This is a genomic window from Prevotella herbatica, from assembly GCF_017347605.1.
Classification (GTDB): Bacteria; Bacteroidota; Bacteroidia; order Bacteroidales; family Bacteroidaceae; genus Prevotella; species Prevotella herbatica.
This window is the reverse complement of sequence record NZ_AP024484.1, coordinates 1,699,201-1,720,109: the sequence shown is the minus strand read 5'-3', so window position 1 is coordinate 1,720,109 and position 20,909 is coordinate 1,699,201. Positions and strand designations below refer to the sequence as shown.

Genomic DNA, 20,909 nt, shown 5'->3' with positions numbered 1-20,909 from the left:
ATTATATTCCCTAGACGGTGAAAACGTCCATCACGTGAAAAATTCCTCCGAAAGGAGTGATGTTCTCAAATTTTATTGCTACTTTTGTCATGCCAGAATTATTCTATATTTTTGTTTCGTAGCAGGAATATAGGTGATTTTTCTGACATGGACATGTGTTTGGAAACTTCTGTTTATTAGACACTTGTACTTTTTGTTAATAAAAACACTGCGGGGTTAATGTATAATTCTTAATAATTAGTATGGAAACAATATTGTAGCGCAAAATAATTATGGAGAATAAATCGAAAATAAGAATTCATAGGTCTAAATTTAAAGGATTAAATATCCATATAAAAAAAGTCCAAAGCACCAATTCATGTGAATGGATAAAATATGCACACCGTGATGAGCATTTCATCTTTTATGTTCAACAAGAAGGACTCACCGAATTAATGATAGATTTTAAAGATTACCAAATGAACGGTAAAACTTTCTGCTTCATTTGTCCAGGGCAGGTACATTATTATATCAGGCAAACATCGCCTAAAGGTTATTTCATATTTATTGATTCGTCTTATTTGAAAAATGAATATCGAAGTACTTTTGAAAACCATCAAAACCTAAACCAAATAAATTCTGTTCTCAACGATTCTTTATTCAAATTAATATCATTAATTGCCGACCAACTCTCAATTTCTACCACAGATATAGGTGAAAATATTATCCGTTCGTTAACTGACAGTCTTATCGGTATTATGGTCCTAGAAATAAAAAGAGACGAAAAACAATGCCAAGGCGCTATTGACAGAAAAACAGAACTTTTATCTCAATTCAGGAATTTGGTACGTAAGCATTTTGAGAAGTTCAAAAAGCCTAATGATTATGCTGATATGTTAAATATTTCAGTACCTTATTTAAATCAAATTACCAAGCAACAAACGGGTTATACTGCAAGTTATTGGATACAACAGGAAATTCTGCTTGAAGCGAAACGATTACTACATTACACGCAACTGAGTTCAAAAGAAATTGCTTTTTCCGTAGGATATGATGATTATGCCTATTTTTCACGTTTTTTCAAAAGCAATGTAGGTATTACCCCATTAGAGTTTAGAAAAAATTACTTGGATTTGTCCAATCTTTACTACTGATTCTCCATTGTTATTTCTTTGCGATATCTATACCTTTGTACTCGAATTAAAAAACAAAATTTATGAGTACAATAGAAAAAAAACAAAATTCTAATTTTTACAAAACAGCATCACCGCTTATAATATCGGTCTTCATAATTTACCTCACAATAGGAATGGTTATAGGCGTAATACCGAAGTTCGTCAGTAATGGTCTAAAATATAGTAGCTTTATTGTGGGCATTGCTGTCGGAGTACAATTTTTTTCAACTCTTGTATCACGACCATACATAGGAAAAAGATGCGATGTACATGGAGTGAAAAGTAGCCACTTCCAAGGTTTAATATTAATGATGATTACAGGAACTATTTATTGTTTAAGTGCTGCACTTTACCGACAACCTCTGTTGGCTCTAATGGTTTTGTTACTTGCAAGAATCATCCATGGCATAGCAGAAAGTATGATATTAGTAAGCGCGGTGGCATGGAATATTGGGTTGGCAGGTTCTCAAAGGTCGGGGAAGGTGATGAGTTGGAATGGAATAGCCATGTACGGAGGCATGGCATTGGGAGCACCGTTAAGTATAGAGATGACTAAAGTTTATAATATGAGCATAACCTTCATTTTGGCTATTATGGCAGTACTGCCTATTATAAGCTTATTATCAACAATAAAACTTCCAGCCTTAAAAGTAGATAAAACGAAAGTAAGAACGCCATTTCTTAAAATAATAAGACGTATGTTAAGACAAGGAACAGGTTTGGGATTAGCTACAATCGGATATGGATGTATAATTTCGTTTATTACACTGTATTTTATGGAAAAGAACTGGGGAAACGCATCATTGGCATTTGCAGTTTTCGGGATATGTTATATACTTGTACGTATATTTTTCGATTCACTTCCCGATAAATACGGAGGGTACATAATAGTGTTAATCTCATTGATAATTGAAACAATCGGTCAGGCTATAATAGGATTCTCTCCAACGAGAACATTTGCGATAATAGGTTGTGGTATAACCGGAATCGGCTTTTCACTTATTTACCCAGGACTAGGAGTATTGGTAGTTAATAGAACTGAACCTCAAATAAGAGGAACTGCCTTAGGCCTTTATGCTGCATTTTTAGATCTTGCTTTAGGTATAACCGGCCCTTTGGGAGGATTAATAGCTGGATGGTTGAGTTATCAAGTAAATTACTTATTATTGGGGAGTATAAGTTGTCTATTAGCAATGATAATCATTTCATACAAAAGAAACAGTTAGCAATAATTTCACCCGACTCGTTATTCATTTTACCGAAAATAATATATCTTTGCAGCTAAACCAATAAAACATGTGAAGATGGACGAAAGTAATTCTGAAAAGGAGGTAAAGCGGCTGTTGCAAATGCTTCATCTAAAGGAAAAAGAATTGTAGTTCAAAAAGACTGGAATATGGCATTAAACAAACTGATAGACCTGGTCGATGAAGAGCTAAAAAGTAGACTTTAGCAACAAAAGTCAACTTGTTTGGTTCTTCGTCAATTTAGGGGGGTGAAATATAGATACTTTATTGTTGCTAAATACAACTCAACATATTGATATTCTACACATTAGTTAATATAAAACAGTTATGTTTATTGTTCGTGGTCCGTTCGTGTAATGTTCCTCTGCTCATAGCTTAGCGAAAACTTTCCTGTATTTTTATTTATTCCTATTTCCTTTTCGTTCCATCACATGATTTAGAAAGATACTAAACGGTTATTGGATACTACTTGGGGAAAGAGATGACGAAGGTGTTTACATACTTTTTCCAAATAGAAATGCTTTAGGCAGCGATAACCGAATCATGAAAAAGAATCATGATAAGCATAACTTCGGCTTTAGACATGATCGATATTACGATAATAAATCCGTTCCTTATAACTTCTTAATACATATTTTAACATCATACCATAAAAAAACTTACAAAAGTCATCTGCCATAATGAAAATTTCTGTATTCGGTCTGCATAGCGAAATTTGTTTGTAAGTCATTCTTGGTTAGCAACAACAATTACAATAATGGGATTTACACTAAAAAACATAAATACAATAAATCAAGTTGCTACATCACACGGTGCTAGAATAAAGAAAGTGCTGTGCACAAATGATGAAACTTCTAGTAACATTGCTCAGATTGCCGTGTCTCGTTTGAAGGCAGGGGAACACGTGGAAGTGCATGAACATGAAACGATGGAAGAACATTTCATCATTGAAGAAGTTTCTCTTGAATTTATGATTGATGATAAGGCGATGACAGTTGATGCGGGTAGTTATGTTATGATTCATTCAGGAACAAAGCACGGCATTAAGGCGGTAACTGACTGTAAAATGATAACGGTGGGATGTGCTGTTTAGAGCGGACACCACTACCGATATTTCAAAGGACAAATAGATTATCATGAAAATAGCCATTTATCAATGATGAATGGCTATTTTCTTTAGCTATAAATATAGGCTTGTTGACGAATAATACTATCGAATTTCGATAATGGCATCGTCGGTTAAACTGCGAGTGAGTTTCCATGTCATAGCATCTCGCTTGGCATCCTCACGAAACTTAAGGTGTACACCATGAATGTTAGAATGTTTGAAGTCGGCAGGATTCACCACAGAGTCACTTGTTACTCCTACATGAAAGCTACCGAGACCATCTATCGTTACTTCCTCGCCATTAAGAAGATGGTCACGAATTACATCCATCAACTCTGTGAGGACCAAAGTCACGTCGCTACATTTGGCTGAACAGTTCCTTTGTATCTCCTCGGCGATTTCATTCATGCCGACTTTCCCTGTCTTTCTTGTTCTTGCGAAGTATTTTTCTTCTGTTCTGGATTTCTCCAATGTGCATTGTATTGCCATAAAAATATTTTTTTATTTTGTTTTTAAAGGTCGTTTCCTACATGTTTCTACGAAACGCATTGTTATACAACACGTTAGCTAGTGTATATGAATCCGTTGTTATACACTAAACGGAGTGATTAGGGTCTAATCACTCGATTGTCCTACATACTTTTCTGAGTGATTAGGGTCTAATCACTCAAAGGCGCAACGAAAAAGGTGATTTTATTCTCGCTGCGCTTCTTGATTATACAGTAACTATAACCTTGTATTTCATGCCTACAGCTAGTCTTTTTGACTCAAATCCACGGTTAGTCAACAATCGTCCAAGACTTATTAGTGCCTTACGGTCGTAGGTTATCAACTTATAGTACTTCCTGATGATATCAACCATCTCTGGCAATGTCAATTCCTGCGGTGTTTCGTAAGGCTTTGGTACACGGAACAGACTGTCGATTATTGGTTCGATATCTGATATTTCGATAAACTGTTTGTTATCCAGCATAATCTTCATGGTTTCCTCGTCGTTGAAGAAATATCTTTCACCAGAAGCTATCTCGGCAACAAGTTGTGCATAAAGCTGATCGTATTCCACTTCACTTGTGAAGTCAATATTACCATCTATCTCAATACACAGATAACGACGGCTACCAGTTAGATCCTTTAGTGGTTTAACAGTATTTGTCGTTGCTACAAAACTGGCATAGCGTCGGCGGTTAGAGAAACTAGCCTGATAAGGCATTCTCATCCTTACCGTAGGAGTAGAAATAAGGTACTTCAACAGTGGTTGTTTACCAGAACTGACAGAATCAAACTCGTCGATATTGATCAATGCGGTATTGGTCAATCCCATGAACATTGACGTATCATTTTTGAAACTGATACGGTCGTTGTAGAATTCTTGAAGTTCAGGAGGCAAGATGATAGCGCAGAATGAACTTTTTCCACATCCCTGTTTGCCAATAAATAGCGGAACGATGGCATTTGCCTGTTTCTGGGTACGTCCCATCCAATGCGCCACCATTGAGAGCATCCATACATGAAAGTTGTGTACAAAGTCGACATTGCCCGTCGGCACTCTTCTTGCGAACTCACTCACACGGTCTTTGCCATCCCATTTCGGGAGGTTATCAAGATAGTCGTTTATCGGATCATAAGCAGGGATAAGCGTTGAATCAAGGTAACGGTCCAAGTCTTTGTCCCATGATTCAAGTCCCATTTTCAATGCTTTCAGTGTCATGGTGTAGCGATCCTCTTTTTCCATTGGTCGGAAAGAATAGTCGTAACCGTTTTTATATCTGAATTCGTTTTTCCCAGAAATAACATTCTTGCGGAATTCATAGAATGTATTCATAAATGCTTCCTGTTTGAAAGCCATAAGCTGTACATTGGAAAGATGTTTTTCAGGGTAGTACTTTTCCATTTCCTTATGATATGCTTCCACAAAAATGTTTTCTACAAGTAGCTCATCGCTTCCAAATTCAGAGTTATACTTTATGAGTTTGATACACATTCCCATCGGGAGCCCTGATTCGTGACAGTATTGGGCAAGTGTATTCAGAAAATTGTGAACCTTATATTCATCTTCGTCAAGACGAGTCTTGTTAAGTGCATCCATAAAACAGTAATGAAATAGCATCTGATTGGTCTGCGACTTTGTTCTTCCCATAAAGATAGGCAGTTCGTCAGCCTTTTGGGGCATTACCAGCGGTTTGAGACTCGGCGTTTTTTCGTTATCCTTTATAGATAGAGGTATTGCATCTTCATGAATAATCGCATCAAAGTCAACAGACACACAGCAGGATGTTTCTAGCGTTGGCTGAATGTTGTCAATCGACATCTGAAGTTGGGTACTGTAGATATAATGCAGTTTGCGATAAGCTTCGTTTATGAAAGTCTGTCTGTTTTCATCTGGCAGTTTTCCGTCGGGAAGCGTAGCCCGACACACGATTTTCACTGAGCATCCTGTAATTCCAATGAATGTCATAAGCGTGTAAGGGATCAGTGCAGCCTGGTCACGGATTTTCTTAGCTTGATCATCGTTTTCAAGGCGGTTAATTTCAAGAAGGATAAGTCCGTTGAAATTATCGATGACTGTTTTTCCTTCGGTCTTTTTCCATTCGGCAACAAAACAGACGCGTCTTGCTTTTTTCACAGAATCAAGTTCGTTGAATTTCGGTCCATTGTGAAGGAGTGTTAGAGGAAATTCCTCTCTTACTTTGTTTACTTCTTCGGCATATTTGCCAGAGATAATGTTTTCGTAGATGGTTGTAAGTTCTATTCTTGTAAAGAATATTTCGCCCTTTTCTTTACGGGCAATTGATGTTTTCATTTCGCTAATTTATTATTTTTTTATTTTATCATAGAAATCGGTTAAGGATCATGTAGGATTGATGTATAAAACATGTAGGAAAAGCAGTTCTTATACATGGGCTAGCGTATTGATTAGTAGCGATTTAGACTTCGAATGTAGGTAGTGTAGGTATTTTCCTAACATTTTTAGAATTCTCGTTTCCCATGACCGGTTAGTTCATGCAAAGGTAATAAAAAATACATAAAATTGCAAATGTTTGAACAAGAAATACGAACACGGATAAAACAGATAGGCTTCATTATAACTTAGTTTGGGCAATAATATAGTTTAGTCAAATCATGTGCGGAATTAATTATAAATCAAACCTTTATTATAATTGAGCTTCTCGCTTTTAAGTAAAAAATTTATTGTCATAATCCTTATTCCAGCAAAACATTTATTATCTTTGCTGCTGAGTTAAAATTTAAATATTATAGCAATGAGAATAGCGACTATCCAGTTCGAAGCCATAAAAGGCAATATAGAGAAGAATCTTAAAAACCACTTAAAGTGGATCAAAGAGGTTATTAGGCATCAAGCTGACATAGCGTTTTTTCCTGAGCTGTCGCTTACCGGTTATGAACCGGACTTAGCAGAAAGTCTTGCAACCAATCAAGATGACACGAGATTAGATGTCATCCAGAGTCTAAGCGATGAAAACAATATCACGATCGGAGTTGGATTACCAACGAAAAACGAGAGAGACGTGTTGGTAAGCATGATTATTTTTCAACCACATAAGGAGCGTATCACTTACTCAAAACAATATTTATATCCCCCAGAAGAATCAACTTTTAAGGCTGGCAAGAATTCCCTTGTTTTAAAATTTAAAACAGAAGTGGTATCCCCTGCCATTTGCTATGAAACAAAAAACAAAGCACATTGCGAGTTTGCCAAACGGAATAATGCGACAATTTACATGGCAAGTGTTTTATGTTCTATCAACGGAATTGATGATGAGCAAAAAAAATTGTCTGGTATAGCCAGAGACAATCAATTGATAACATTAATGGCAAACTATGTAGGGACATCCGGAGGATATGAATGCGCAGGGAAATCAGCTATTTGGAATAAGGATGGAGAACTAATCGGGCAGCTGGGAGACAAAGATGAAGGCTTCATCATATACGACACAAAGTCAAAAGAAATTATAACAAGCACAGCAACAATCCATTAACATCAAATGCGATGGAGGGCAACGGCATGCAAGCGACTCATTGCTGCTAAGGATAATAACGAGAAGAAAAATGGATAAATCAAGAATAGAGAAAGTAGTCATTCAAAGCAAGAGCTTAAACAAGGAGATGAACTCTCTGGTATACCTGCCTTGCGGCTATGATGAAGGCGAGAGTTTTTCCACATTATATTTTCTGCATGGCAGGAGCGGTGATGAAAATATTTTAACTGGTATAGATATGCATATTGTAGCGGACAAATTGATTGAAGCTAAAGAAATTGCTCCAATGATCATTGTCTGCCCAAATATAGATAACAGCAGAGGGGTTAATTCATCTCCTGATTACAAAGAAGTTAAAGATCCATTCGGAAGGATCATAAATCTCGGACTGTATGAAGACTATTTGATAAAGGAAGTTGTACCAGAAATAGACAAACAATTTAAAACGATTCAGAACCGAAATGGCAGATATATAGGAGGTGTTTCGGCTGGTGGATATACTGCCCTGCATCAAGTCTTTCGCCATCCCGATATGTTTTCAACTGTCGGTGGGCACATGCCCGCAATTGAGCTACAGCTTGAAGAGGAGGATAAAGCTTATTTCCAGAACTACGGAGATTGGGAGAAATACGACCCGATAAAAATTGCGCGCGAAATGGAATGCACAGACTTCAATGTGTATCTTGATGCAGGAAATCAAGATGAAGGCGGATTTTATCAAGGCTGTTCCATTCTAAACAAAATCCTAAAAGAAAAGGGAATAGAATCTCAGAATCATATTTTTGAAGGACATCACAGTGTTGAATACATCAAATCAAACACCGAGAAATATTTAAGATTTTATGGTTCTCCACATGTCCATCTACATGAATAATCTAATGGATAGGTAAAATCATCACAGAACAAGCTACCCGTTTACAATCAATCGTGAAATCATGAGCAACTATAAGTTGCTCATGTACTGATGAAAAAAGATCTAAACGGTGAGGGATGTTTAAAATTTCACGCCAAAGAACCACCCGAACCACATTGCTTTCTTATTGTTCTGGAAAGCTTGCGAGATCATACTGCTGCTGTTTCCTGTGAATGATATTTTACCCGCAGAACCACTTCTTTCATTCTCTTTATCGGGATCATATTGATTGAAAGACAAGCCGCCTGTCAATGTCAAATGTTTCTCAAGACGATAATTGAGACCCAATCGAAAATTCATTAGATTCCCTTGATATATATCGGAAGAATTTGTAGCAAGCAACGCACTATAAATGGCATCAATGTTTACAGATAATCTTTTATAAATTGGTTGGATAAATCCGACACCGTATCCAACGCCTACTTTATCTTTCCCTATTCCAGCATCCAGAATAGAATAGAGCTTTTTGCCTCCTGTTTTATACATAAAATTGCAGTAGTAGGTTTCATCTTTTGTAAATTCCAAAGCTCGATATCCATTTTTGACAAAATTGAACAAACCGACTTGGACTCCGTTTTCAATCGTATCTGCAATATTAACAAGTCCGAACTGTAAACCATTCAACTTTCTTGCTTTGTTTAAAATCGAACTAACCTGCACACCAGAAACATCATGAGTAGTTTGGCTCATGATTCCAGAAAGTTGCACACCATTGATATCCGAAGCGAGTCCATAAATACCAGAAAGCTGACAGCCTGTTATTTTGTCAACTTGAATATTAGCTATACCAGCTAATTGCAAACCTGTTATTTTACGCAAATTGGTATTCAAAACACCACTGATTTGCGCGCCGTTGATAGCCCCTTTGTTATTATTGGAAATACCAGCAAGCTGCAAACCTTCTACATTATGATTGCTAATATTCCCGATTCCAGAAATTTGTGCACCAGTGACTTTGCTGAAGGTATAATTGAAAATACCGGCAAGTTGCAAACCATTGATCTGTCCATTTACGACATTGACTAAACCTGCTACTTGTCCACCCTTGACATTACTCTCTGTGATATTGGCAAGACCTCCGATTTCAAAGCCAGTTACACCTTTTGAATAACCGGCTAAAATATTTAAAGAGAAACGATTCACATTTAAGCCCTTGGTTAATTGCTGCGAGCCCAGACCTGGCAAAAAGGATACCTGAACAGGTATTGAACGAATCGTATTTACTAACCTATTAAGATATAATGCCGATTGCGGAACTAAATTCCGAACTAATGATAATTTTTCAAATCGTTTTTGAGAGGATGACACGTCCAATGCCTGAATTTCGGAAGGTGATGGTTTTGTACTAATATCTTTTCGACACAGTTTAATTACTTTCTCGTTATTCAATGTTTCTGCAATCAAAAGTGTGTCTACATAATCGGGGCAACTTATATGGATGTATTGTGTTGGTTCTTTCAGCCTAAGATGAAATGCTCCATCATTATTTGTGATAGCAGCTTTGTTTTCTTTAACAGCATACACAACGGCAGAATCCAAAGGAAGCCCATCTGAGTTTCTCACAACTCCTAAAATAATAAAATCTTCTGATTCTGTGTTTATTCCTTTCAAACGTAAAATAACATGGTTCCCGATGGTCGTGTAAGCAAAACGGTTTGACAAGATTTTATCCAATGCCTTTTTCAGCGCTATATTTCTTTCGTTCATCGTAACTCTGTCATAAGCAGGGATTTGCCTTGAATTATACGCAAAGAAAAAATTATACCCTTGCTCTATAACATGCAAAGTTTGTGGGATAAACAAGTTTTGCACATTGATAGATATTTTGCGGTGCAAATCAACTTGTGAAGAGGAGTTTTGTGCTACAAGAGCCAACATCAATATCAACAGACAATATCTAATTTTACTATTCATCGTTTCCATTCGTTATATAATACACATTTCCTTTTTTGGTGTAATCAAGATTCAATGTTTGTGTGATAACCGTCAATATTTCATTCAAAGAATTGTCTTTGAATGAAGAAGAAAAACGTAGTTCTTTATCCACAGCATCATCTATTTTTATGTTTGCAGAATAACTTCTTTCTAACTTAGCCACGATCGTTGACAGATCTTTATTATTAAAAGTAATTGTCTTGTGGACTTTAAATATTTGATTGGTGGAATGAAAAACCAATGTCTTTTTTGTTTGCTTAATAATCGTATCACTACTTGCCTTGATCACAGCTTTTTCACCGTTGGTAATGATCAACGATAAAGTATCTTTGTGAGCACGAGCCAAGAAGACTTTAACCCTTCCCGACAAGACATAGACCTTCACGTCTTTATTTTTCATCTCGTCTACAGAGAATTTTGTACCTAAGACTTCCACTCCACCACGATTAGCCTCAACAATAAAGCGATGTTTTATATCTCTTTTTACATTAAAAAAAGCTTTTCCAGAAAGTTTTGTTAAGCGAATTTGTTTTTGAGTATCAAAGGTATATTCAATTTTTGAATGCTTTGAAAGCAATGCCGAAGAACCATCCGGCAATGTAGATAGTAATGTACTGTTGGCACTTGCTACAGCAAATTCTGGTGAAGAAGCAGCGGTTTTCGTATTGAAGAATGGGACTGAAACAACAATAATTATAATTATAGCTGCGGCAGCAGCAGTAAGATAATATAGATTAAAACGACGTTTCTTCTGCGAAATGCGACGGTTGACTTTTGACCACGCTTTTTGAGCGTTAAAAGGTTTATGAACAGATGACTCAAACCACAGTTTCTCATATCGGATAAATTCCTCCAAATTTTCATCAGAAGATTCCACCCAATCCATTAGTGCTTTTATTTCTATCGCATTGGCTTCACCCGAAAGGTATTTCGCGATAGCAATCTCGTCAATATGTGGATATTGGTCTTTCATTTTTAATTGTTATCTATTCAAAATTCTATTTTATCAGTTATGTTACATTTAAAATATCACATTATAGTTTCTATACTTTCATTTTATTCCTATACAAATTGCAATGATTATCGCAGGCAAATAATCTGATAATTCCTTTCGTAGTGTTGACAGAGCCTTTCCCATCTGATTTTCAACCGTCTTAACAGAGATATTTAATTCTGCTGCAATTTCTTTATATTTCAGTCCATCTTCACGACTCATCAAAAAGATTTTTTTACGCTCTGTTGGCAATTCATTTACTGCTTGAAAAATCATCTCTTGCAATTCACTAGTCTCTGCAGGATTACCAACACTCTGTTCGGCATCAGATATGCTTGCCTTATTAAAGATATTAAAATCTTTCTTAATATCGAAATGTTTTAGATGATTCAGCGCCATATTTCGTGCCGCACGATACATATACGCTTTTATCGAAAGGTCATCAGGAAGAACATTCCGCTTTTCCCAAAATTTAACAAAAAGTTCTTGAATAACATCTTCACTTGCGTCGTAATCCTTGAGTATACCGAACACAAAGTTGCAAAGGGGTTCGTAATGCTGCATAAACAGTATTTCGAATCCCTCCTTCGTATGCCAAGTATTTGGAAAAGTCACGATTAAGTTGTTATTTAATTTTCAACAAAGATATATACTTTTTTTAATACTAACTTACTTTTTAAAGAGAAAATACCATTCCTGCATTAAAACCGATCCAACCAGCAACTCTATATTTGCTTCCGCTATGTTCAAATAGTGTATGCGGCATTTTAATTACACTAGCAAATTCTCCGTTTTCTTTTTGATTAGTGACAAATGTCTTGAAACTAGGTCCTACCTTTATTCCGAGATGCTTTGTTACCTGATATTGATAATTCAAATTGAATTGGTTTAATAAATTCATTTTGTTGTCTCCCCATTTCCAGTTGTAATGAAGAGCATCGCAAATCAGTTCCATATTTAATTTATGATTGTCCTTTATAGGAATAATTGATCCAAAACCCAATCCTGTACTAAACACCGACTTATCATTGTGCTCGCCAATGCCAGCTCTGAATATGGTATGAAACTTTTCTTTGCCCATCTTATAGGATAAGCTTGTAATAAAGAGTTCATTGGTAGAAACTTCGAAAGCATAATATCCATTTTTAACTACATTGAAGAGACCAATCGGGATAACATCATCATCGGCATCACAAACATTTACAACGCCAATTTGAATTCCTTTCCCCTTTTTAGCATAATTCACTACGCCTATTTGACTTCCATATAAATTATTCTTAACAAGATTGATTGTAGACAACTGTAATCCTTTATGTGAATCCGAGACATTTGCTACACCGGAGATTTCTACGCCAGTAGATTGTCCCTTTGTCAAATTTGCAACTCCAGACACGAGGAGTCCTTTACTATCTCCAGACGCCATATTGCATACTCCCGAAATAATTCCTCCCCTATTATTGCCTGATGTTACATTGCAAACTCCCGATATTTGACATCCGTTCACATCTCCTTCATTAATATTTGCTACAGATCCAAATTCAAATCCGTTTACGCCACCATTTAATCCACCGATAATGTTGAACGAAAAGTTATTCTTATAATCTACAGAATTAGTTCCAGCTGTCCCAACCGGATAAATAAATGACACTTGCACTGTCTTCTTTTCTTGCGCATTTGTATTAAAACTGGCTAATACTGCCAAAAACAAAATGCTTATTCCTTTTATTGTCTTCATTGTTTATTATAAAAATTGTTTTGTTATACTTATAGAACATCTATCATATCAGTTACCCCTATTCCACCCTTAAAAAAATATCGAATTATCTCATATTGTTTAAAACAACATATTTCTACACTCACTTTAGCAGCATATTAATATCGAATTCTTTCCCCGAGAACGACCGTTTTGTTGTTTTCTTCATTCCTCACATATTTTCTTTTTGCTTCACGCGGAAAGATATGGTTGTTTCCAAAATGGAAATAACCAATCAATATGCTGTATCGAAAAGAAAATAGAGACTTTTACTGATTCGAGTATGTCTCTCATTTTATGATGATAAAATCAGTTGTTAAATGCAGAAAATGTATTTTTATTTCCTTTTATGAATATAATTATATATATTTGCATTGTAAAGTTTAAAACCTTGATTTCATGAAAAAATTATTATCTGTAATAGCAATCATGCTATTCGTTACAACATCTTATGCACAAAACAGAATAGATGGTGTTTGGACAGGTAAACTAAATGCTGGTGCACAAACTCTTACAATCGTTATCCATGTAAACCATGATTCAAATGGAAATACTACTTCGTCACTGGACAGCCCTGACCAAGGGGCAAGTGATATTCCGGCAAAAGTAGATTATTGTTCGGCAGATTCAATTGCAATAAGTATCACTAATTTAGGTGCTTCTTTCAAAGGTCGCTTGAAAGGAGATGAAATAATTGGTGGATTCTCTCAAATGGGATATAATTTCCCTCTTAATCTTAAACGAGGTGAGGAGAAGCTAAATAGACCGCAAAATCCTGCAAAGCCATACCCTTATAAAACAGAAGACGTTACTTTTACGAATGCCACGGACAAAGCTATACTTGCAGGAACAATCTGCTATCCTATAAACTACCAAAAAGGTAAGACTCCCGTGATGCTTATGGTAACAGGAAGTGGTCTTGAAAACAGAGACGAGGAAGTGTTTGACCATAAACCTTTCCTTGTGATTGCTGATTATTTAGCTCGTAACGGTATCGCTACACTAAGATATGATGACCGTAGTTTCGGTGAATCAAAAGGCGGTGACGTAAAGAATGCTACAACTAAAGACTTTGCACGTGACGCAGAAGCTGGTATTGCCTATCTAAAATCTACAAAGAAATTCGGCAAGGTTGGAGTGCTCGGCCATAGTGAAGGCGGTTCGATAGCGTTTATGCTTGGAGCAAAAGATAAAGTTGACTTCGTTATAAGTATGGCTGGTATCGGAGCCAAAGGTGACACTGCTCTTACGGCACAAACCAACAAGGCTATGGAACTAGCAGGACAAACTAAAAGACTTACTACCCTACAATTCAGAATAAGCACAACGTTTCAAAAGTCACCTTGGCTAAACTATTTCATTGATTATGATCCTGCTGCCGACATCGCTGCGACAAGATGTCCTGTTATGGCTATCGACGGCGACAAGGACTTTCAAGTGATTTCATCGTTAAACTTAGCTGGAATAAAAAAGAATCTTCATGAAAGTCGATACAATTTTATTCGTGAATATCCATCACTAAACCATCTATTCCAACATTGCACAACAGGAGCCATAAGTGAATATCGTGCAATAGAGGAAACGATTTCACCAGAAGTACTAAGCGATATGGCAAAATGGATTAATTCTCTGAAATAAGATATGCCCATTTGAAACAAACAACTATACAACTTAAAAACTATAACTAAGACAAGACATGAAAAAAGAACTTTTGGCAATGATGATTTGGCTGCCTTCAATGATGATGGCACAATACAAATCACAAGTATGGAGTCCCGACAACGGAGACGGAACATACACAAACCCTGTCATAAACGCCGATTACAGTGACCCTGATGTGATTGCTGTTGGGAATGACTATTACCTCACAGCAAGTTCATTTAATTGTATCCCTGGACTTCCGATATTGCACTCACGCGACCTCGTGAACTGGGAAATAATCGGGCACGCCGTTGATCAACTTGAACCAGACTCCGTATTCAGCAAGCCGGCACACGGCATGGGCGTTTGGGCACCAAGCATAAGATTCCATAACGGAGAATATTATATATACTGGGGAGATCCAGACTATGGCGTGTTCATGGTTAAAACAAAAGACCCTTCGGGTAAATGGGACGAACCAGTATGCGTGATAAAGGGTAAAGGATTAATAGACACGACCCCACTATGGGATGAAGACGGGCGCTGCTATCTAGTAAACGGATGGGCTAACAGCCGTAATAACTTCGCCTCAATACTGACGGTAAGAGAACTTTCGGCAGATGGTACTCGTGCTATAGGAAAACCAGTCATCGTGTTTGACGGAAACGGAAACGAAAACCGCACTTGCGAAGGACCGAAGTTTTACAAACGCAACGGATGGTATTGGATTATGTGTCCGGCTGGTGGTGTACCAACAGGTTTCCAGTTGGCAATGCGTTCTAAATCACCCTACGGTCCTTATGAAAGTAAGGTGGTACTGAGCCAAGGGAAAACCAATATCAACGGACCTCATCAAGGTGGTTGGGTTCATACGTCACAAGGTGAGGATTGGTTTATGCACTTTCAAGATAAAGGAGCATACGGAAGAGTCGTACACCTGCAACCAGTAGACTGGTCGACAGGTTGGCCTATCATGGGAAAGAATGGTACACCATACGAAAAATTCCGTAAGCCAAAATCAGATTGCAGCATCATCGTAAATCCACAGGAAAGCGATGAGTTCAATTCCCCTATCATGGGGCAACAATGGCAATGGCACGCAAACTATAAGGACGTATTTGGAATGCCTACTAGTTTTGGGGTATTCAGAATATACAATGATAAAAGCAACCAAACTATATGGCACACTCCTAACCTATTGTTACAAAAAACTCCAGCAGATAAGTTCACGGCTACTGCTAAGTTGCGACTAACTGCAAAGAACGAGAACCAAATGGGAGGAATCATCATGATGGGACTTGACTATTCAGCACTTGTGGTAAAACGTGTAGGCGACAAGTTCCAACTGCAACAGATAACATGCAAGAACGCAGACAAAGAAACAGCCGAAGACTGTAAGATTATCGCAACTCTTGACGCAACGGCAAAGGATAAAATAGACTATCAGCCAGCAATACACGAAGACATATACATGAGAATGAGCGTGAACGCTGGAAAATGTCAGTTTGCATGGAGTGCAGACGGAAAGAATTTCCACGATGTTGGCAATATATTCACAATGAAAGAAGGTAAATGGATAGGTGCAAAAATAGGATTCGTGAGCAAGGAACCTGAGGGAAAGAACAACCGCGGATGGATAGACGTGGATTGGTTCAGAGTTACAAAATAGAGAATTTAGAAATAAAAAATGAATATATTTTTTGTATTTCTGCCGATTTACAGTACTTTTGCAAAGCATAACATGAAAAAGCTACAGAAATGAAGATATCGAAGATCTTTTCAATTGCCGCAATAGCTCTTGCCGCAATGAGTATGGTTTCTTGTAACAACAAGAAATTCCATGTAACAGGTGAGATTTCCAATGCAAAGGATTCCACTCTGTATTTTGAGAACATGAGTTTGAACGGTCCTGTTGTACTTGACTCTGTAAAACTGGATAAAGACGGTAATTTCTCTTTTGATGGGAAAGCTCCGAAAGCTCCAGAATTCTATCGTCTGCGTATCGCCGGTCAGATTATCAACGTGAGCATAGACTCTACAGAGACTGTGAGCATTAATGGCGCATATCCTACAATGGCTTCAAAATATGAAGTAAAAGGCAGCGAAAACTGTTCTAAGATAAAGGAATTGGCTATATTACAGCTAAAGCTGCAAGCTAATGTAAACTCTATCATAAACAATCCTAATCTTGGTACTGATGCAGTTGAAGCAAACGTCAGCAAACTGCTTGAAGCATACAAGAACAACATCAAGCGTAACTACATCTTTAAGGAACCAATGAAAGCAAGTTCTTACTTCGCACTGTTCCAGACTGTAGTACTTGGAAACACTCAAAGTCTGATTTTCAATCCACGTAATAACAAGGATGATATAAAGGTTTATGCTGCCGTAGCCACAAGCTGGGACACATATTATCCAAAAGCTGAAAGAGGACTCAACCTACACAACATTGCATTGCAGGGAATGAAAGACGTAAGAATCATTCAGGCAGAGCAACAGCAGCAGCAGATTGATGCCAGCAAGGTGAGCGTTACAGGAATTATCGACATAGCACTTAACGACAACAAAGGACACGTGCGCAAACTATCAGACCTAAAGGGTAAAGTAGTATTGCTAGACTTCCACATGTTTGCTGGAGAAGGTAGTCTGAAGCGCATCATGATGCTTCGTGAACTCTACAACAAATATCACGCACAAGGCTTTGAAATCTATCAGGTATCTGTAGACCCAGACGAGCACTTCTGGAAGACTCAGACTGCTGCAATTCCTTGGATAAGTGTACGCGATGAGGACGGAACAAACTCACAGGTTCTTGCTCAATACAATGTACAGAGTATTCCAACATTCTTCATCATCGGAAAAGACAATGTATTGAAGAAGCGTGACGCACAGATTAAAGATCTTGATGCAGAGATTAAGAGTCTATTATAAAGACAAAAAGATATAAAAAACAGGAGTAGCCTCTATTAGAAGCTACTCCTGTTTTTTTATTGAGTTAAAACAATATTTTGCATATTAATCAACATTCCAAGTGGCCATAGGATCTCCATCAAAACTATCATCAATGGCGTCATCGCTATATCCATTATACCATCCATAATGTTCTCCAGACTTTCCATAATCATCCCCCCCCGTTGTTGGATTCATCTTCTACGTTTACATCTTGCATATTATTAAAAGACTTTTTTTCATATAAAGTCGCAGCCTTTTTATAGTCCATACCGTTTATTAAAACTTCTCGACAGCTATTATAAACCATTCGCTTTCCTGAACCTGATGGATATTTTGTATTAGATTCCAAATCTAACATAGCTAAATATATCACACAAAAGAACATAAAATTCTCGTTGTCAGTATGCGAATTATTTGGTAATTTTCTAAATAATGTATTTACAATTTCTTCATTATACTCTGATGAAGTGTTATTATAAATATATGTAATAACATTCATCCATCCTGAGGCTTTATTATTCTCTGTTCTATAAACTGTGGACAAATGGTCCAAATAATAATACTTACCAGCATTACAATCAATAGTATTATTTCCGTAATTTATAAAACGCTTACCGTCTTTATAAAAGATACGAATACCATTATATTCTAAATTTATATTAACCATATTTTTACATTTTAATTCCACATGTCTATGCGTTATCATAAACACTTAATCAACGTGAGTTAAACTAATGAGAATTAGTCAAAGCTTTGGTAATCTGCAAAGACAAAGGTATGCCAGTATTTTGAAGTGAAAGAGGAAGAAAGGACTTAATTACATCTTTTTAGATTACTCCATAAATTCATAAAGATACCGATTAGAAACTTCTTAACCAACTTTCCAGTTCAAGTAACATCTGAGTGTGGTAGCGGAAACTTGTATGTATTCCCCATCCATGTCCGCCTGAAGGATAAACATGAAGAGAGCCAGGAATATCATGGCGATAGAGTTCTAAATAATAGTTTACCCCATTTGAAGGAATGACAACGCGATCGTCGTCACTGAGTGCGATCCATGCGCGCGGCGTAACTCTCGTAACCTGCAAATCATTACTATACAGTTTTTCATCCTTCTTACGTGCATTTTTTCCCAACAGGTTGTCGTGACTGCCCTGATGAGTATATCCAGGAGCCATTGTTATAACAGGATAGAAAAGAATCTGAAAATCAGGCTTTGCATCACCGCTGCTATGAGTGGCAATGGTAGAGGCAAGGTGTCCTCCTGCAGAAGAACCCATTATACCGATATCATCGCTTTTAATATTCCAACTTGAAGCATTTGCCCTTACCAATTTCATGGCAGCTTCAGCATCACTTACAGGAACATCAACATTACCCTTTGGCATACGATATTTAAGAACGATAGCAGCAATACCCATGTTATTAAAAAATGGAGCCCATTCCTTACCTTCATGATCCATAGCAAGACCAGAATAGCCTCCACCAGGACATATCACCACAGCTCTTCCAGTAGCAGCTTTATCACTAGGAAGATAGACAAACACCTTTGCTGTATCCGTGCTATCACCATTACTATTTGGGGCACCACTTTGCCACAGATTCATTTCGAACTGTTTCTGAGCAGAAGCTGAAAAAGCCACAAGTAGCATGCCCAGAGATAACATTAAATGTTTCGATTTCATATACTTTTTGTTCTCGTTTTATCTTATTTTATAACTATCATTTGCAAAGATAGCGAAAAAATCGTAATATTGCAGGCAGATTAAATTTATTAAACACACCATGTTAAGACGTATATTATTTTTTGCTGCTCTTTCTACAATTACATTGGGAAGTCAGGCTAAAGTGAGATTGCCGCATATCATTGGCGACAACATGATTTTACAACAAGATTCCGAAGCCAGACTTTGGGGTTGGGATACTCCAGGAAAGACCGTAAAGGTGAACGTTTCGTGGAGCAAGGAATCTTATTCTGCAAAAACAGACAGCAAAGGTAAATGGATTGTTGGGGTGAAAACTCCAAAAGCAAGTTATACCCCTCTGTCGATAACATTCAACGATGGTGACAGGACAACAATAAGCAATGTTCTTTCGGGCGAAGTCTGGGTATGCGCCGGACAGAGCAACATGGAAATGCCTGTAAAAGGGTTTGGCAACTGCCCCGTTGAAGGATATAACAAAGCCGTGATGAATGCCAATGAATACAAAGGCATTCACTATGTAAAGATACCTAGCGTGATGAGTACCAAACCTCTTGATGATGCACAATGCGATTGGAAGGTTATTGGTCCTCAGACTGTCGGTGATGCTTCGGCTACAGGATATTTCTTTGCCCAAGCAATAAACAAGACTCTTGGCATACCTGTCGGTCTTGTTATGGCAAACAAAGGCGGCACGAGAGTAGAAAGCTGGCTTGACCGTGATTATCTTGAAAAGAACACCACAGAGCCACTTGATTCCATGGAGATGGTGAAGAAATTTCCAGGGGACTATCTGCGTCCACTCTTATGGGGCAATGGTACTTTCTCACCAATATTGAAATACACAGTGAAAGGAATCATTTTCTATCAGGGTTGTTCAAACGTAGGTGATCCTGCAAGTCAATACACAAAACGACTCAACGACTTAGTTTCTCAATGGAGACGCGACTTTAAGTTGGGTGAAATTCCTTTCTACTTCGTACAGATTGCTCCTTATTTCAACTCAGACGTGAACGGAGACTGGGGGCCAAAACTTCGTGAGCAACAATTCAACGCATCAAAGATTATTCCAAACAGTGGGATTGTGTGCATAGACGACCTTGTATATCCATACGAGAGTCAACAGATTCATCCTTCACAAAAACAGCAGGTTGGAGAACGACTTGCCCTACAAGCACTGAACAAGACTTACGGCATGAAGAATATATGGTGTAATAGTCCAGAATACAAAGATATGAAAATTAGCAATGATACATGCTACGTGAATCTGACCAACGATTACGGCGCAATAAGTCGTTATGAAGATATTCAGGGATTTGAAGTTGCTGGAGCTGACAAAGTATTCCATAAGGCAAACGCATCTTACTATTGGACGAAAGGCCTTATTATCACTTGTCCAGAAGTAAAAACTCCAGTGGCTGTGAGATATGCATTTAGGAACTGGGGATACGGTAATGTTAAAAATGCAGCACTACTGCCACTATTCCCATTCAGAACTGATAACTGGTAAA

General features: G+C 37.4%; 18 protein-coding genes and 1 pseudogene. 9 read left to right on the top strand and 10 right to left on the bottom strand.

From position 1 onward, the window contains the following. Positions 1–272: 272 nt before the first annotated feature. Together prwr041_RS06470 and prwr041_RS06465 are read left to right on the top strand one after the other, a co-directional pair. A complete protein-coding gene (locus prwr041_RS06470; protein ID WP_207155510.1) occupies positions 273–1,133 on the top strand; it encodes an AraC family transcriptional regulator in 861 nt (286 codons plus the stop codon). A gap of 62 nt (positions 1,134–1,195) precedes the next feature. After that, positions 1,196–2,380, top strand: a complete 1,185-nt coding sequence (locus prwr041_RS06465; RefSeq protein WP_207155509.1) for an MFS transporter — start codon at positions 1,196–1,198, stop codon at positions 2,378–2,380. Between the two features lie 466 nt (positions 2,381–2,846). On the opposite strand, the pseudogene prwr041_RS13635 reads toward prwr041_RS06465, so the two are convergent. Continuing rightward, a pseudogene (locus tag prwr041_RS13635) lies at positions 2,847–3,131 on the bottom strand (hypothetical protein); the annotation flags it as partial. A 27-nt stretch (positions 3,132–3,158) separates the two neighbouring features. On the opposite strand from prwr041_RS13635, the gene prwr041_RS06460 reads away from it, so the two are divergent. After that, positions 3,159–3,494 (top strand): cupin domain-containing protein, encoded by a 336-nt coding sequence (locus prwr041_RS06460; RefSeq protein WP_207155508.1) that lies wholly within the window; start codon positions 3,159–3,161, stop codon positions 3,492–3,494. Between the two features lie 117 nt (positions 3,495–3,611). On the opposite strand, the gene prwr041_RS06455 is transcribed toward prwr041_RS06460, so the two are convergent. Both prwr041_RS06455 and prwr041_RS06450 read right to left on the bottom strand, forming a co-directional pair. Next, positions 3,612–3,998: an HU family DNA-binding protein gene (locus tag prwr041_RS06455; protein ID WP_207155507.1), complete on the bottom strand. Its 387-nt coding sequence runs from the start codon at positions 3,996–3,998 to the stop codon at positions 3,612–3,614. Positions 3,999–4,224: 226 nt separating this feature from the next. After that, on the bottom strand, positions 4,225–6,309 hold the full coding sequence (locus prwr041_RS06450; RefSeq protein WP_207155506.1) for a VapE domain-containing protein: 2,085 nt from the start codon (positions 6,307–6,309) through the stop codon (positions 4,225–4,227). A 460-nt stretch (positions 6,310–6,769) separates the two neighbouring features. Here prwr041_RS06450 and prwr041_RS06445 point away from each other — a divergent pair, with 460 nt between their 5' ends. Both prwr041_RS06445 and prwr041_RS06440 read left to right on the top strand, forming a co-directional pair. Then, on the top strand, positions 6,770–7,507 hold the full coding sequence (locus tag prwr041_RS06445; RefSeq protein WP_207155505.1) for a carbon-nitrogen hydrolase family protein: 738 nt from the start codon (positions 6,770–6,772) through the stop codon (positions 7,505–7,507). A gap of 70 nt (positions 7,508–7,577) precedes the next feature. Continuing rightward, positions 7,578–8,381, top strand: coding sequence for an alpha/beta hydrolase (locus tag prwr041_RS06440; protein WP_207155504.1), 804 nt, complete (start codon positions 7,578–7,580; stop codon positions 8,379–8,381). A gap of 120 nt (positions 8,382–8,501) precedes the next feature. Here the strand turns inward: prwr041_RS06440 and prwr041_RS06435 are convergent, their stop codons facing one another. The 4 genes from prwr041_RS06435 to prwr041_RS06420 all read right to left on the bottom strand — a co-directional run bounded on the left by prwr041_RS06435 (position 8,502) and on the right by prwr041_RS06420 (position 13,084). After that, a complete protein-coding gene (locus prwr041_RS06435) occupies positions 8,502–10,334 on the bottom strand; it encodes a carboxypeptidase-like regulatory domain-containing protein (RefSeq protein ID WP_207155503.1) in 1,833 nt (610 codons plus the stop codon). After that, positions 10,327–11,328: a FecR family protein gene (locus prwr041_RS06430; RefSeq protein WP_207155502.1), complete on the bottom strand. Its 1,002-nt coding sequence runs from the start codon at positions 11,326–11,328 to the stop codon at positions 10,327–10,329. Before prwr041_RS06430 ends, prwr041_RS06435 begins: the two co-directional genes overlap by 8 nt. 78 nt (positions 11,329–11,406) lie before the next feature. Next, positions 11,407–11,964 (bottom strand): RNA polymerase sigma-70 factor, encoded by a 558-nt coding sequence (locus prwr041_RS06425; RefSeq protein ID WP_207155501.1) that lies wholly within the window; start codon positions 11,962–11,964, stop codon positions 11,407–11,409. 61 nt (positions 11,965–12,025) lie between these two features. Beyond that, positions 12,026–13,084 carry an LA_2272 family surface repeat-containing protein gene (locus tag prwr041_RS06420; RefSeq protein WP_207155500.1) on the bottom strand — a complete coding sequence of 353 codons (1,059 nt, stop codon included), beginning with the start codon at positions 13,082–13,084 and terminating at the stop codon, positions 12,026–12,028. A gap of 417 nt (positions 13,085–13,501) precedes the next feature. Here prwr041_RS06420 and prwr041_RS06415 point away from each other — a divergent pair, with 417 nt between their 5' ends. From prwr041_RS06415 to prwr041_RS06405, 3 genes are all read left to right on the top strand, one after another. Beyond that, on the top strand, positions 13,502–14,740 hold the full coding sequence (locus tag prwr041_RS06415; protein WP_207155499.1) for an alpha/beta hydrolase family protein: 1,239 nt from the start codon (positions 13,502–13,504) through the stop codon (positions 14,738–14,740). A gap of 58 nt (positions 14,741–14,798) precedes the next feature. Continuing rightward, the gene (locus prwr041_RS06410; RefSeq protein ID WP_394370811.1) at positions 14,799–16,412 is read left to right on the top strand and encodes a glycoside hydrolase family 43 protein; all 1,614 of its coding nucleotides are present in this window, start codon (positions 14,799–14,801) and stop codon (positions 16,410–16,412) included. 89 nt (positions 16,413–16,501) lie between these two features. Then, positions 16,502–17,674 (top strand): TlpA disulfide reductase family protein, encoded by a 1,173-nt coding sequence (locus prwr041_RS06405; RefSeq protein WP_207155498.1) that lies wholly within the window; start codon positions 16,502–16,504, stop codon positions 17,672–17,674. An 84-nt stretch (positions 17,675–17,758) separates the two neighbouring features. Here the strand turns inward: prwr041_RS06405 and prwr041_RS13705 are convergent, their stop codons facing one another. From prwr041_RS13705 to prwr041_RS06395, 3 genes are all read right to left on the bottom strand, one after another. Next, a complete protein-coding gene (locus prwr041_RS13705) occupies positions 17,759–17,890 on the bottom strand; it encodes a hypothetical protein (RefSeq protein ID WP_262897005.1) in 132 nt (43 codons plus the stop codon). Beyond that, on the bottom strand, positions 17,865–18,362 hold the full coding sequence (locus prwr041_RS06400; protein WP_207155497.1) for a hypothetical protein: 498 nt from the start codon (positions 18,360–18,362) through the stop codon (positions 17,865–17,867). Before prwr041_RS06400 ends, prwr041_RS13705 begins: the two co-directional genes overlap by 26 nt. Before the next feature lie 193 nt (positions 18,363–18,555). Beyond that, the gene (locus tag prwr041_RS06395; protein ID WP_207155496.1) at positions 18,556–19,380 is read right to left on the bottom strand and encodes an alpha/beta hydrolase; all 825 of its coding nucleotides are present in this window, start codon (positions 19,378–19,380) and stop codon (positions 18,556–18,558) included. A 100-nt stretch (positions 19,381–19,480) separates the two neighbouring features. Between prwr041_RS06395 and prwr041_RS06390 the strand changes: the two genes are divergently transcribed. Beyond that, a complete protein-coding gene (locus prwr041_RS06390) occupies positions 19,481–20,908 on the top strand; it encodes a sialate O-acetylesterase (RefSeq protein WP_207155495.1) in 1,428 nt (475 codons plus the stop codon). Position 20,909: the final 1 nt, after the last annotated feature.

What these genes read in the sequence shown, in the direction of transcription:
- prwr041_RS06470 (WP_207155510.1), top strand. Translation starts at nt 273, where the DNA reads ATGGAGAATAAATCGAAAATAAGAATTCATAGGTCTAAATTTAAAGGA.
- prwr041_RS06465 (WP_207155509.1), top strand. Translation starts at nt 1,196, where the DNA reads ATGAGTACAATAGAAAAAAAACAAAATTCTAATTTTTACAAAACAGCA.
- prwr041_RS06460 (WP_207155508.1), top strand. Translation starts at nt 3,159, where the DNA reads ATGGGATTTACACTAAAAAACATAAATACAATAAATCAAGTTGCTACA.
- prwr041_RS06455 (WP_207155507.1), bottom strand. Translation starts at nt 3,998, where the DNA reads ATGGCAATACAATGCACATTGGAGAAATCCAGAACAGAAGAAAAATAC.
- prwr041_RS06450 (WP_207155506.1), bottom strand. Translation starts at nt 6,309, where the DNA reads ATGAAAACATCAATTGCCCGTAAAGAAAAGGGCGAAATATTCTTTACA.
- prwr041_RS06445 (WP_207155505.1), top strand. Translation starts at nt 6,770, where the DNA reads ATGAGAATAGCGACTATCCAGTTCGAAGCCATAAAAGGCAATATAGAG.
- prwr041_RS06440 (WP_207155504.1), top strand. Translation starts at nt 7,578, where the DNA reads ATGGATAAATCAAGAATAGAGAAAGTAGTCATTCAAAGCAAGAGCTTA.
- prwr041_RS06435 (WP_207155503.1), bottom strand. Translation starts at nt 10,334, where the DNA reads ATGAATAGTAAAATTAGATATTGTCTGTTGATATTGATGTTGGCTCTT.
- prwr041_RS06430 (WP_207155502.1), bottom strand. Translation starts at nt 11,328, where the DNA reads ATGAAAGACCAATATCCACATATTGACGAGATTGCTATCGCGAAATAC.
- prwr041_RS06420 (WP_207155500.1), bottom strand. Translation starts at nt 13,084, where the DNA reads ATGAAGACAATAAAAGGAATAAGCATTTTGTTTTTGGCAGTATTAGCC.
- prwr041_RS06415 (WP_207155499.1), top strand. Translation starts at nt 13,502, where the DNA reads ATGAAAAAATTATTATCTGTAATAGCAATCATGCTATTCGTTACAACA.
- prwr041_RS06410 (WP_394370811.1), top strand. Translation starts at nt 14,799, where the DNA reads ATGAAAAAAGAACTTTTGGCAATGATGATTTGGCTGCCTTCAATGATG.
- prwr041_RS06405 (WP_207155498.1), top strand. Translation starts at nt 16,502, where the DNA reads ATGAAGATATCGAAGATCTTTTCAATTGCCGCAATAGCTCTTGCCGCA.
- prwr041_RS13705 (WP_262897005.1), bottom strand. Translation starts at nt 17,890, where the DNA reads ATGAATCCAACAACGGGGGGGGATGATTATGGAAAGTCTGGAGAACAT.
- prwr041_RS06400 (WP_207155497.1), bottom strand. Translation starts at nt 18,362, where the DNA reads ATGGTTAATATAAATTTAGAATATAATGGTATTCGTATCTTTTATAAA.
- prwr041_RS06395 (WP_207155496.1), bottom strand. Translation starts at nt 19,380, where the DNA reads ATGAAATCGAAACATTTAATGTTATCTCTGGGCATGCTACTTGTGGCT.
- prwr041_RS06390 (WP_207155495.1), top strand. Translation starts at nt 19,481, where the DNA reads ATGTTAAGACGTATATTATTTTTTGCTGCTCTTTCTACAATTACATTG.